The following is a 12,778-nucleotide window of genomic DNA, read 5'->3' as shown; positions in this document are numbered from 1 at the left end:
CTCGGTGGCCTACTCCGGGATCCGGGGCTGTCCCCACTTGGAGATCATGCCTGCCGGTGCGCCACGCGGCATGTGAGGGCGGGCATACGGGGCATAACGGGCCCCCTGTGCGGTGGCCGCCGCGCGACCCGCTCCCGCGCCCGCCGCCGCGGTTGCTCCTGGTGCCCCGGTCCATGCGAGGATCGGAAGGGTCAGTGAAGACTATGGAAGGTAGATCGTGGCCGAGCAGCTCTACGCCACCCTGAAGACCAACCACGGCGACATCGAGGTCCGGCTCCTGCCGAACCACGCCCCGAAGACGGTCAAGAACTTCGTCGAGCTCGCCGAGGGCTCCCGTGAGTGGGTCCACCCGAAGACCGGGAAGAAGACCACGGACAGGCTGTACGACGGCACGGTCTTTCACCGCGTCATCAGCGGCTTCATGATCCAGGGCGGTGACCCGCTGGGCAACGGCACCGGCGGCCCCGGCTACAAGTTCGCCGACGAGATCCACCCGGACCTGTCCTTCAACAAGCCCTACCTGCTGGCCATGGCCAACGCCGGTCCGGGCACCAACGGCTCGCAGTTCTTCATCACGGTCTCCCCGACCACCTGGCTGACCGGCAAGCACACGATCTTCGGCGAGGTCACCAGCGACGCCGGCAAGAAGGTCGTCGACGCGATCGCCGGCGCCCAGACCAACCCGCGCACCGACCGCCCGGTCAACGACGTCGTCATCGAGTCCGTCGTCGTGGAGAAGCGCGAAGGCTGACCGCCTCCGGGGGACCGTACGGGAACCCTGTGCCCCGCCCGTCCGTCTTGAGGGCAGGCGGGGCGGTTCGGCCGGACAAGCGAACACACAGGGCAGGGCAAGGGGAGACATGGAAGACCAGGCGGTCTGCTGCTACCGGCACCCGGACCGGGAGACCGGCATCAGCTGCACGCGCTGCGAGCGGCCGATCTGTCCCGCGTGCATGGTCAGTGCTTCGGTCGGTTTCCAGTGCCCCGAGTGCGTGCGCGGCGCGCACGCCGCGTCCGACCCGGCCGCGGGCCCCGGCGTCCGCGCTCCGCGGCGCACACCGATGCAGCCGCGCACCATATCCGGCGCGTCGCTGGCCGCCGACCCGCGGTTGATCACCAAGGTCCTGCTGGGGATCAACCTCGCCCTGTGGATCGCGGTCTTGGCGTACGGCGACCGGCTGCTGGACGATCTGATGCTGATCGGCCAGGCCAGCGTGCCGCACGGCGTCCAGTTGGAGGGAGTGGCCGAAGGCGATTGGTACCGGCTCCTGACGGCGGCCTTCCTGCATGAAGAGCCGATGCACATCGCGTTCAACATGCTGTCGCTGTGGTGGCTCGGCCCGCCGCTGGAGGCCGCGCTCGGCCGCGCCCGCTTCCTGGCGCTGTACCTGCTGTCCGCCCTCGGCGGCAGCGCGCTGACCTACCTGATCTCCGAGCCCAACCAGGGCTCGCTGGGCGCCTCCGGCGCGATCTTCGGTCTGCTGGGCGCCACGGCGGTGCTGATGCGCCGCCTCGACTACGACATGCGGCCGGTCCTCGTCCTGCTCGGACTGAACCTGGTCTTCACCTTCGCCCTGAGCGACATCGCCTGGCAGGCCCACATCGGCGGTCTGATCACCGGGACGGCGGTGGCCTACGGGCTGGTGCACGCGCCGCGGGAGCACCGCGCCCTCGTCCAGCGCGGAACGTACGCGCTGGCGCTGCTGGCGATCGTCGTCCTCGTGGGTGTGCGGACGGCCCAGCTCGGCTGAAGGCCGACGCTGCGGACCGAGCGCTGCGGACCGACGCTGAGGACCGATGTTGTCCACAGCATGTGTTCGAGTTCGCGCTTCCTGTGGAGAAAATCCGCCGACGCCCGCGTGGCCGACCCGTTCGGCGTTTCCCCAGGACAGAACGGGTGTGGCCGACCGTTCTCATATGTGCGGTGCGGTCAGACCGGCGTCAACGCCACAGAGGTTATCCACAGATCTTCTGAGTTTTTCCCCTGCTGTGGATAACTCTGTGGACACCTCTGGGGAGGGGCGCCGGGGAACGCTCACCGACGGGAGCCGGAAGCGCCTACTTCCACTGTGTGGAAACCACGAACCCCGCGGCGATGAACCCGAAGCCGACCACGATGTTCCAGTTGCCGATCGCCTCGATCGGCAACTGCGCATCGGTCACGTAGAACAGCACGATCCACACCAGACCGAGCAGGAACATGGCCAGCATCAGCGGGGCGACCCAGCCGCGGCCCGCGTTCAGGTTGATGGTGGTGACCTGCTTCGCGGGCGGCGGCGTGTAGTCGTCCTTCTTGCGGATCCGTGACTTCGGCACGAGGAACTCTCCTGTCGATGCGCTGCGTGACCGCGCGGAAACTATAGGGACGGCTGCGCCGGGGCCGGACGGCGCAGGGGCAGCACTTCCTTCCCCCGGCGTCCGTTAGCGTAGTGCTTCCGCGGCGTCGTAAGGAGTAAGGGTACGTTGAGCAATTCTGCTGACTCCAACGCCCCGGCACCGCGCCGCCCCTTCTTCCGCCCCATGCGCCCGTCCTTCCGCCCCATGCGGCTGCTGACACTGGCGATCTTCGCCCTCGCCGGGCTCATCTTCTGGATGAGCTTCAACACCGCCAAGGGCACCGACCTGCGCAGCGACGAGTCCATGCTGCGGCTGTCCGACCTCATCCAGGAGCGCAGCCGCAAGAACGCCGATCTGGAGGAGAGCACCGGCAAGGTCCGCTCCGAGGTCGACGCGCTCGCCCGCCGCGACGACGGCAGCACCAAGGAGGAGGACGCCCGCCTCGCCGCCCTGGAGAAGGCCGCCGGGACCCGCCCCGTGCGCGGCGCGGGCCTGACCGTCACCCTCTCCGACGCCCCGGCCGACGCCACCGCACGCATCCCCGGCGTACCCGAGCCGCAGCCCAACGACCTGGTCATCCACCAGCAGGACCTCCAGGCCGTCGTGAACGCCCTGTGGCAGGGCGGCGCCAAGGGCATCCGGGTCATGGACCAGCGGCTGATCTCCACCAGCGCCGTCCGCTGCGTCGGCAACACCCTGATCCTCCAGGGCCGGCTCTACTCGCCGCCGTACAAGGTGACCGCCGCCGGCGACCCGGACGCGCTGCGCCGCGCGCTCGCCGAGTCCCCCGCGATCCAGAACTACCAGGGGTACGTCGAGGCCTACGGGCTCGGCTGGGATGTCGAGCAGCATGACACGGTGACTCTTCCCGGCTACTCCGGCACAGTGGACCTGCATCAGGCGCAGCCCGTGAAGTAGCGGCCGCACGCGGCGGCCGCCGGCCAGCAGCTGGAGCAGCCGATGAGGGTGCGGACGGTCGTCAGGACGCTGAGCGAGATCTGCCTCACCTTGGGCACCGTGATCGTGCTGTTCGTGGTCTACGTCCTGTACTGGACGGGGGTGCGCGCCGACGCCGCCATGGACCGTGAGATCGACCGCCTCCAGGACCGCTGGTCGACCGGCGCCCTGACCGGCACGGATCCGGGCGCGGGCACGGACACCGGCACCGGCCCGGACGCGGACGCGGACGGCGGCAGCGGGTCCGGAGCGGACGCGGACGGCGCCGACCCCGGCCCGGGCTCCCGCGCCCGCCCCGGCCGCCCCGGCGAGTCCTTCGCGATCATGTACATCCCCCGGTTCGGCCGCGACTGGGCCAAGCCCGTCCTCGAGGGCACCGCCGCCGGCACCCTCAAGAAGGGCCTCGGCCACTACACCGGCACCGCCGCTCCCGGGGCCCGCGGCAACTTCGCGGTCGCCGGCCACCGCCGCACCTACGGCGACCCGTTCAAGGACGTCCCCCGGCTGCGCCCCGGAGACGCGGTGGTGCTCACCGACGGCACCACCTGGTACACGTACCGCGTCGACGCGAAGCCGTACCGGACCCTGCCCTCCGACACCGGCGTCATCGCACCCGTCCCCGAGCGGTCCGGCTACCGTCGCCCCGGCCGCTACCTCACCCTCACCACCTGCGACCCCGAATGGGGGCACAGCCACCGGCTGATCGTCTGGGCGCACCTGGAGCGCACCTCGCCCGCCGCCCTCGGGAAGCCGGACACTTTGCCCGGCTGACCCTCCGGCCCCGCCCTCCGACCCTTACTCTGTTGCTGCGCTCCGGTGCTCGTCTCCGGTGCCGCGCACGGCTTGGTCATCGGCGAGTAGGGACGGCATGTACGGCTGGATCTGGCGGCATCTGCCGGGCAACGCGTGGATTCGGGCACTGATCTCGGTCATGCTCGTGCTCGGGATCGTCTATGTGCTCTTCCAGTACGTGTTCCCGTGGGCGGAGCCGCTGCTGCCGTTCAACGACGTGACGGTCAACGAGGGACGGGCGGTCAACCGGTGAGCAAGGCACGCGTCCTCGTCGTCGACAACTACGACAGCTTCGTCTTCAACCTCGTCCAGTACCTCTACCAGCTCGGCGCCGAGTGCGAGGTGCTCCGCAACGACGAGGTCTCCCTCAGCCACGCTCAGGACGGCTTTGACGGCGTCCTGCTGTCGCCCGGACCCGGCACCCCCGAGGAGGCGGGCGTCTGCGTCGACATGGTGCGCCACTGCGCCGCCACCGGCGTACCGGTCTTCGGCGTCTGCCTGGGCATGCAGTCCATGGCCGTCGCGTACGGCGGCGTGGTGGACCGCGCCCCCGAGCTGCTGCACGGCAAGACCTCGCTGGTCGAACACGAGGGCAAGGGCGTCTTCGCCGGGCTGCCTTCGCCGTTCACCGCGACCCGCTACCACTCGCTGGCCGCCGAACCCGCCACCGTCCCGGACGAGCTGGAGGTCACGGCCCGTACGCACGACGGCATCATCATGGGGCTGCGCCACCGGGAACTCCCGGTCGAGGGCGTGCAGTTCCACCCCGAGTCCGTCCTCACCGAATGGGGTCACCGCATGCTCGCCAACTGGCTGGTGACGTGCGGGGACACCGGCGCGATACGACGGTCGGAGGGGCTGGCGCCAGTGGTCGGCATGGTCGGCGGCAAGGCCGTCGAGTGACCGCACTCCGCCCCGAGCGTGAGGGCGCGGACCCCCAGGACACTGCGCCGTACGCGCACGAGACGTACGAGGCGCGGGAAACGTACGGCACGGACGGCACGTACGGGGCCTACGAGGCGTACGACGCCTACGGGGAGCGGGCCGCGCTCGCGGCGGCCGTCGACCGGCTCGATGATCCGCTCAACGATCCGCTGCCGCCACCGCCGCCGGTTCCGGGGACGGGGGAGCGGCCGGGAACGACGCCCGGCGCGGCGTCCGGAGCGGCTCCGGGAACGGCCTCGGGAGCCGCCTCGGGAGTGGAGGAGCCGCCGAACAGCGCCGCTTACGGCCGTGTCCCGCTGCCGCCCGAACGGTCGGTGCGGTACGAAACACCGGTGGGATACGAACAGTCGGTGCGGGACGACGAGACCATGGCGCTGCGGACCGCGCGGCCGCGGTCACGGCCGCCGTCGTGGGCATATACGCAGGCGCCATCGTGGGCACAGCCGCTGCCGCAGCAGCAGCAGCCGGCGCGGCCGGGGCCCGGGGCGTCGGAGCCCGGGTCGGAGCCGCCGCCGTCCCGGCCGGAGCCGGACTCCGGTCCGGAGCCGGGGGCCGGGCCGCCGCAGGAGTCCCCACCGCAGCCGCCGCAGGAGTCCCGGCCGTCGCAGGAGTTCCAGCCGCCGACGGGGCCGGGGACGGGGACGGTGCCACCGCCCCGCGACGACGAGACCGTCGCGCTGCGCCGGCTGCCGCCCGGCACCGCGGAGGCCACGCGGGAGGTGCCGTCACCGCGGGCCCCCGAGGCGCCGCAGCCACCCGAGTCGCCGGAACCGCAGGAATCCGCATCGCAGGAAACCCCGTCGCGGGGCACCGGGTCCGAGGCGGCTGCACCGGAGGCACCCGCGCCGGGTGGACGGGCCGCGCGCCGCAAGGCGGCCAGGGCCGCCCAGGAGGCCGCCCGCCGGGGCGGCAGACGCGGGCGCCGCGCACCCGCGGCCCCTCCGAAGTCCCCGGCGGCGTCAGGCAGCGACAGCACCGCCAAGGCGGCGCCCCGTACCCGGCTGGAGGCGAGGCGCGCCGCCCGTGCCCGCAAGGACAGCCCGGGCATCGTCGTCAGCCGGGTCGCCGGCGAGCTGTTCATCACGCTCGGCGTGCTGATGCTGCTCTTCGTCACCTACCAGCTGTGGTGGACCAACGTCATGGCCCAGCAGATCGCCAACCGCGAGACCGACAAGCTCCACAAGCAGTGGGCCGAGCGCGGGAACGAGCGGGCACCGGGCACGTTCTCGCCCGGCAAGGGGTTCGCCATCATGTACATCCCCAAGCTCGACGTGAAGGTCCCTGTCGCCGAAGGCATCAACAAGCACAAGGTCCTCGACCGCGGCATGGTCGGCCACTACGCGCAGGGCGCGCTCAAGACCGCGATGCCCTGGGACAAGAAGGGCAACTTCGCGGTCGCCGGGCACCGCAACACCCATGGCGAGCCGTTCCGCTACATCAACCGCCTCAAGCCCGGCGACGAGATCGTCGTGGAGACGCAGAGCGCCTTCTTCACGTACGAGATGACCAGCATCATGCCGCAGACGTCCCCGTCCAACGTCGCCGTCATCCGGCCGGTGCCGCTCGGGTCCGGGTTCACCGCCCCCGGCCGCTACATCACCCTCACCACCTGCACGCCCGAGTTCACCAGTACGTATCGGATGATCGTGTGGGGCAAGATGGTCGACGAGCGGCCGCGCAGCGAGGGCAAGCCGGACGCGCTGCTCGGCTGAGCGAGAAGCGTCGGCCGAGCGAGAGCTCGCGCGAGAAACGGAGTACCCGGCGGTGGCACGGACCGAGCAGGACGAACGACAGGACAGCGAGTCCGCGCCGGAACCGGCCCCGCGCCCGCGCCGCGCCCGCGGCCGTATCGCCACCGCCGTCAGCGTCCTGGGCGAACTGCTCATCACCATCGGGGTGATCATGGCGCTGTTCGTCCTGTACTCCCTTTGGTGGACGAACGTGCTCGCCGACCGCGAGGCGAAGCGGCAGGGCGACCGGGTCCGCAAGCAGTGGGCGCAGGGCCCGGGCAAGCTCGACACCAAGGACGGCATCGGCTTCCTCCACGTACCGGCGCTGAAGGAAGGCGAGATCCTGGTCAAGCGCGGCACCACGACCAAGATCCTCAACGACGGGGTCGCGGGCTTCTACACCAAGCCGGTCAAGTCCGCCATGCCGTGGGACAAGAAGGGTAACTTCACCCTCGCCGCACACCGCGACGGCCACGGCGCGAAGTTCCACCACATCGACAAGCTCGACGACGGCGATCCGATGGTCTTCGAGACCCGCGACACCTGGTACGTCTACAAGGTCTTCGCCAAGCTCGACGAGACCTCGAAGTTCAACGTGGACGTCCTCAACCCGGTCCCCAAGGAGTCGGGCAAGAAGAAGCCGGGCCGCTACATCACGCTGTCGACGTGCACGCCCGTCTACACCTCGAAGCACCGGTACATCGTGTGGGGCGAACTGGTCCGCACGGAGAAGGTCGACGGGGACCGCACCCCGCCGGAAGAGATCCGCTGAGCGGCTGCTGAGAAATTCAGCCGACGCCCAGGGCACCCGCTGCTGAGGCATGCATAAGGAAATCGCCGGACACCTCTGGTGTCCGGCGATTTCGCTGTGAAGTGACTGGCTATGCGTCGGTGCGTCCGCCTTGGCGGCTACCCGAATATTCCGCCGTCGCCGTCGCCACCACCCTGGTCACCGCCGTTGCCGTTGCCGCCCGTGCCCGGCATGGTCCAGATGGTCACCGCCGTGCCCTTGGGCACCTCGGAACCCGCAGGCGGGTTGCTGGCCATGACCGTTGCGTTGTCGTCCTGCGGCCCGTTGATGGTGCCGAGGGTCAGGCCCGCGTCCTGCAGCGCCTTCTTGGCGTCCTTGACCGACATGCTGGACAGCGACGGGACCTGGACGTTCTCCGGGGTCGCGGGCTCCTTCGCGATCTTCACGTTGATCGTGTCGTTGGCGTTGGCGTCCTTACCGCCCTCGGGGTCTGCTCGAAGATCTTCCCCACCTCGGCGCCGGGCTTCTCCTCCTCCACCGAGGCGATCTTCAGGCCCTTGCTCTGGAGCTTGGTCGTGGCCTCTTCGAGGGTCATGCCGATCACCGACGGGACGACCACCTGGGTCCGCGCCTTGGCGACGGTCAGCGTGACCGTCGTACCCCGCGCGACCGTCTCGCCGCCGGTCGGATTCTGGCTGAGGACCGAACCGGCGGGCTGGTCGGACTCCTCGGGCTTCTTGTCGACCTTGAAGCCCTTGCCCTCCAGCGTCGCCTTCGCCGTTTCGTAGGTCTCCGTGGTCACGTCCGGGACCTGGACCTTCTCGGCCGGCTTGGGACCCTTGGACAGCTTCACCGTGACCGTGCCGTACCGCTCGATCTCGCCGCCGGCTTCGGGGTCCTGTGAGCAGACGGTGTCCTTCTTCTGCTTGCAGAACTCTGTGCCCGACTCCACGACCTTGAAGTCACCGTTCTTGCCCGAGGCCTTCGCTTCCTTCAGCGTCTGCCCCTCCAGCGACGGCACCGTCACCATCTTGTCGTCCTTGCCGCCCCCGAACACCGACTTCCCGATGAAGATCGCACCGACCAGCACCAGGATGCCCGCGAGCACCAGCAGGATCGTCGACGTGTGGCTCTTCTTCTCGCCGCCGCGGCGGCGGCCGTCGGGCCGCTCGTCGTAGCCGAAGCCGCCGTCGTCGTCGCGCATCGGCGGCAGCATCGACGTCTGCGGGCCCGAGTCCTGGGCCCGCAGCATCGTCGTCGGCTGGTCCTCGCCGTAGCCCGCGGCGCCCAGCGCCGCCGTGGCCGCGACCGGCTGGCCCTCCAGGGCCGCCTCGATGTCGGCGCGCATCTCGTCGGCCGACTGGTAGCGGTACTCGGGGTCCTTCACCAGCGCCCGCAGGACGATGGCGTCCATCTCGGGCGTGATCTCGGGGTCGTACGTGCTCGGCGGCTGCGGCTCTTCCCGTACGTGCTGGTAGGCGACCGCGACCGGCGAGTCGCCGACGAAGGGCGGGCGCACGGTCAGCAGCTCGTACAGCAGGCAGCCGGTGGAGTACAGGTCGCTGCGGGCGTCGACGGACTCGCCCTTGGCCTGCTCGGGGGAGAGGTACTGCGCGGTGCCGATGACGGCCGCGGTCTGCGTCATCGTCATCCCGGACTCGCCCATGGCGCGGGCGATGCCGAAGTCCATGACCTTGACCTGGCCGGTGCGGGTCAGCATCACGTTCGCCGGCTTGATGTCCCGGTGGACGATGCCGTTGCGGTGCGAGTACTCCAGCGCCTGGAGGATCCCGGTGGTCATCTCCAGCGACCGCTCGGGCAGCAGCTTTCTCCCGGAGTGCAGCAGCTCACGAAGGGTGGAGCCGTCCACGTACTCCATCACGATGTACGGGATCGAGACGCCGTCGACGTAGTCCTCGCCGGTGTCGTACACCGCGACGATCGCGGGATGGTTGAGCGAGGCGGCCGACTGGGCCTCCCGGCGGAACCGGGCCTGGAAAGACGGATCGCGGGCGAGGTCCACCCGCAGCGTCTTCACGGCGACGGTGCGGCCGAGCCGGGTGTCATGGGCGAGGTAGACCTCCGCCATGCCACCGCGCCCGAGCACCGAGCCCAGTTCGTACCGGCCGCCGAGGCGACGCGGCTCTTCCATAGCTACTCCAGCCCTCTTCCGTCATTCCGACCTCCCCCAGCGCGGCCGCTGGGAGGTGCCCCCAGGCGTGGGGCCCGGCGATGTGCAGCTGTTGCTCGGGCATACGCTACCCGCCAGCTTGTACGGGCCCCGGCCGTGACCGTTACCTGATACCCGACCGGTACAGGGACGTGCGGAATCGGTATCACGGCGTGACCGGTCTCACTTCTTCTCGCTGGCGAGTACCGCCTTCATGACGTCCTTCGCGATGGGCGCGGCCAGCTTGCCACCCGCGATGTCGTCACGCGTCGTGTTCGAACCCTCGATGACCACGGCGACGGCGACCGGGGAGCCGTCGTCACCCTTCGCGTACGAGATAAACCACGCGTACGGGTTCTTGCTGTTCGCCACGCCGTGCTGGGCGGTGCCGGTCTTGCCGCCGACGGTGACGCCCTGGATCTGGGCGTTCTGGCCGGTGCCGGTCGCGACGACCGTCTCCATCATGTCCTGGAGCTTGTGGGCGGTGTCCGAGGAGACGGCCTGCCCCATCTCCTTCGGCGAGTGCTGCTCGATGACGTTCAGGTTCGGGGCGCGCAGCTTGTCGACCATGTACGGCTGCATCAGCTTGCCGTCGTTGGCGATCGCCGCGGCCACCATGGCCATCTGCAGCGGGGTGGCGCGGGTGTCGTACTGGCCGATCGCGGACATCGCGTTCGACGGCCGGTCCATCTCCTCCGGGTAGACGCTCTCGGCGGCGCGCACCGGCGTGTCGATCTCGGGGTCGTTGAAGCCGAACTTCTCCGCCTGCTCGCGCATCTTGTCCTTGCCGAGATCGTCGCCGAGCTTGCCGAAGACGGTGTTGCAGGAGACCCGCAGGGCTTCGCGCAGGGTGGCGTTCTCGCAGGGGATGGGGCCCTCGTTCTTCAGGTCCCGGCTGGACAGCGGCAGCCGCCACGGCAGCGGCGAGTCGGTCTTCTCGTCGATGCCGCTGTACTTGCCGGACTCCAGGGCGGCGGCCGCGGTGACGACCTTGAACGTCGAACCCGGCGGGTACGTCTGCCGCAGCGCCCGGTTCAGCATCGGCGTGTCGGTGTTCTTCTTGCTGGTCAGCGACGTCCACGCCTTCTCGTCGTCGTGCCCGGCGATGGTCGACGGGTCGTACGACGGCGTGGAGGCCAGCGCGAGGATCTTGCCGGTGCGCGGGTCGATCGCGGCGACGGCGCCCTTCTTGTCGCCCAGCCCCTTGAAGGCGGCCCGCTGCGCCTTGGAGTTGAGCGTCGTGAGGACGTCGCCGCCCTTCTTCTCCTTCCCCGTGAACATGTCGACCGTCCGGTTGAAGAACAGCCGGTCGTCGTCGCCGGTGAGGATGCCGTCTTCCAGCTTCTCGATCTGGTTGGCGCCGTAGACCTGGGAGGCGTAGCCGGTGACCGGCGCCCACATCGCGCCGTTCTTGTACGTGCGCTTGTACTGGAAGTCGGCGCTGTCCTTGGTCTCGACCGAACCGGTGATCGCCGTCGAGCCGCCGTCGACGAAGATGTTGCCGCGCGGCTGGCTGTAGCGGGCGATCAGCACCCGGCGGTTGTTCTTGTGGTCCTGGAGCTCCTCGGCCTGCACGTACTGCAGCCAGTTGTCGCGCAGCAGCAGGGCGAACACCAGCAGACCGCAGAAGATCGCGATACGGCGGACGGGCTTGTTCACGGTCGGACCACCTGGGTCATCTCGGCGTCTGGGGACGGAGCGGGCGCCGGGGCCGGGCGGCGGGCGGTGTCACTGATCCTGATCAGTACGGCGACCAGCGCCCAGTTCGCGATCACCGACGAACCGCCGTTCGCCATGAACGGCATCGTCATACCCGTCAGCGGGATCAGCCCCATGACGCCGCCGGCGACCACGAACACCTGGATCGCGAAGGCCGCGGACATGCCGCACGCCAGCAGCTTGCCGAACGGGTCGCGGGCCGCCAGCGCCGTGCGCACCCCGCGCTCCACGATCAACGCGTAGAGCAGCAGGATCGCCATGGTGCCGCCCAGGCCCAGCTCCTCGCCGACCGTGGCGAGGATGAAGTCGGAGTTCGCGGCGAAGCCGATCAGGTCGGAGTTGCCCTGGCCCAGGCCCGTGCCGACGGTGCCGCCGGAGCCGAACGCCATCATCGCCTGCGCGATCTGCTCGGTGTTGGCCCAGCTCGGGCGCGGGTTGTCGTAGACGGCGAAGGGGTGCAGCCACGTGTTCACACGCAGCTTCACGTGCGGCTCGACCGAGCCGACGACCGCCGCGCCCACCGCGGACATCAGCAGACCGAACACGATCCAGCTGGTGCGCTCGGTCGCCACGTACAGCATGACGACGAACATGCCGAAGAACAGCAGCGAGGTGCCCAGGTCGGTCTCGAAGACCAGGATGAGGATGGACATCGCCCACACCACGAGGATCGGGCCCAGGTCGCGGCCGCGCGGCAGGTACAGGCCCATGAAACGCCGGCTGGCCAGCGCCAGCGCGTCGCGCTTGACCATCAGGTACCCGGCGAAGAAGACCGCGATGACGATCTTCGCGAACTCGCCGGGCTGGATGGAGAACCCCGCGACGCTGATCCAGATCCGGGCGCCGAAGACGTTCATGCCCAGGCCCGGCACGAGCGGCAGGAGCAGCAGGATCAGCGCCCCGACCATCGAGATGTAGGTGTAGCGCTGGAGCCTGCGGTGGTCCTTGAGCAGCATCAGCACGGCGACGAACAGCGCGATGCCGATCGCGGAGAACATCAGCTGCTTCGGCGCGGAGGCGATGTACTCGTGCCCCTGGTTGTGGGCCGTCTGCGCCAGCCGCTTGGACTGGTCCAGCCGCCAGATCAGCACCAGGCCCAGACCGTTGAGCAGCGTCGCCAGCGGAAGCAGCAGCGGGTCCGCGTACGGCGCGAACCTGCGCACCACGATGTGCCCGACCGCGGCCATGAGACCCAGCCCCAGGCCGTAGTTCAGCAGGCCGGACGGCAGCTCGTCACTGAGCGCGAGACCCGCGTTGGCGTACGCGAACACCGGGATGATCACCGCGAAGGCGAGCATCGCCAGCTCGGTGTTGCGCCTGCTCGGCGGCCCGACCGTACTGATCGTGGTCGTGTTGGTGGTACTGCTCATGAGTCGA

At 69.7% G+C, this 12,778-nt stretch carries 11 protein-coding genes and 1 pseudogene; 8 read left to right on the top strand and 4 right to left on the bottom strand.

Annotated features, from left to right (window positions below; genetic code table 11):
- Positions 1-217 precede the first annotated feature (217 nt).
- Both Q3Y56_RS17570 and Q3Y56_RS17565 read left to right on the top strand, forming a co-directional pair.
- Complete coding sequence (locus Q3Y56_RS17570; RefSeq protein WP_304462860.1) at positions 218-751, top strand: peptidylprolyl isomerase; 534 nt, start codon at positions 218-220, stop codon at positions 749-751.
- Positions 752-860: 109 nt separating this feature from the next.
- Positions 861-1,751, top strand: a complete 891-nt coding sequence (locus Q3Y56_RS17565; protein WP_304462859.1) for a rhomboid family intramembrane serine protease — start codon at positions 861-863, stop codon at positions 1,749-1,751.
- 307 nt (positions 1,752-2,058) lie between these two features.
- Here Q3Y56_RS17565 and crgA read toward each other — a convergent pair whose 3' ends face one another.
- Positions 2,059-2,316, bottom strand: a complete 258-nt coding sequence (crgA, locus tag Q3Y56_RS17560) for a cell division protein CrgA (protein ID WP_304462858.1) — start codon at positions 2,314-2,316, stop codon at positions 2,059-2,061.
- 204 nt (positions 2,317-2,520) lie between these two features.
- Between crgA and Q3Y56_RS17555 the strand changes: the two genes are divergently transcribed.
- From Q3Y56_RS17555 to Q3Y56_RS17530, 6 genes are all read left to right on the top strand, one after another.
- Positions 2,521-3,255 (top strand): DUF881 domain-containing protein, encoded by a 735-nt coding sequence (locus Q3Y56_RS17555; RefSeq protein WP_304465658.1) that lies wholly within the window; start codon positions 2,521-2,523, stop codon positions 3,253-3,255.
- Between the two features lie 42 nt (positions 3,256-3,297).
- A complete protein-coding gene (locus Q3Y56_RS17550; RefSeq protein WP_304462857.1) occupies positions 3,298-4,065 on the top strand; it encodes a class E sortase in 768 nt (255 codons plus the stop codon).
- A 97-nt stretch (positions 4,066-4,162) separates the two neighbouring features.
- Positions 4,163-4,339 (top strand): hypothetical protein, encoded by a 177-nt coding sequence (locus Q3Y56_RS17545; protein WP_304462856.1) that lies wholly within the window; start codon positions 4,163-4,165, stop codon positions 4,337-4,339.
- Complete coding sequence (locus Q3Y56_RS17540; RefSeq protein WP_304462855.1) at positions 4,336-4,989, top strand: aminodeoxychorismate/anthranilate synthase component II; 654 nt, start codon at positions 4,336-4,338, stop codon at positions 4,987-4,989. Before Q3Y56_RS17545 ends, Q3Y56_RS17540 begins: the two co-directional genes overlap by 4 nt.
- Positions 4,986-6,743, top strand: a complete 1,758-nt coding sequence (locus Q3Y56_RS17535) for a class E sortase (RefSeq protein ID WP_304462854.1) — start codon at positions 4,986-4,988, stop codon at positions 6,741-6,743. The genes Q3Y56_RS17540 and Q3Y56_RS17535 overlap by 4 nt, the downstream gene beginning before the upstream one ends.
- A 52-nt stretch (positions 6,744-6,795) precedes the next feature.
- Positions 6,796-7,533 carry a class E sortase gene (locus tag Q3Y56_RS17530; RefSeq protein ID WP_304462853.1) on the top strand — a complete coding sequence of 246 codons (738 nt, stop codon included), beginning with the start codon at positions 6,796-6,798 and terminating at the stop codon, positions 7,531-7,533.
- Between the two features lie 137 nt (positions 7,534-7,670).
- Here the strand turns inward: Q3Y56_RS17530 and pknB are convergent.
- The 3 genes and pseudogenes from pknB to Q3Y56_RS17515 form a co-directional block, all read right to left on the bottom strand.
- Positions 7,671-9,664: pseudogene (gene pknB / locus Q3Y56_RS17525) on the bottom strand (Stk1 family PASTA domain-containing Ser/Thr kinase).
- 201 nt (positions 9,665-9,865) lie between these two features.
- The gene (locus Q3Y56_RS17520) at positions 9,866-11,341 is read right to left on the bottom strand and encodes a penicillin-binding protein 2 (protein ID WP_304462852.1); all 1,476 of its coding nucleotides are present in this window, start codon (positions 11,339-11,341) and stop codon (positions 9,866-9,868) included.
- Positions 11,338-12,771 (bottom strand): FtsW/RodA/SpoVE family cell cycle protein, encoded by a 1,434-nt coding sequence (locus tag Q3Y56_RS17515; RefSeq protein WP_304462851.1) that lies wholly within the window; start codon positions 12,769-12,771, stop codon positions 11,338-11,340. The genes Q3Y56_RS17520 and Q3Y56_RS17515 overlap by 4 nt, the downstream gene beginning before the upstream one ends.
- Between the last annotated feature and the right edge of the window lie 7 nt (positions 12,772-12,778).

This window comes from Streptomyces sp. XD-27, assembly GCF_030553055.1.
In the GTDB taxonomy this organism is placed as follows: domain Bacteria; phylum Actinomycetota; class Actinomycetes; order Streptomycetales; family Streptomycetaceae; genus Streptomyces.
The sequence above is the reverse complement of the archived record's forward strand: the minus strand, read 5'-3'. Positions and strand labels throughout refer to the sequence as shown.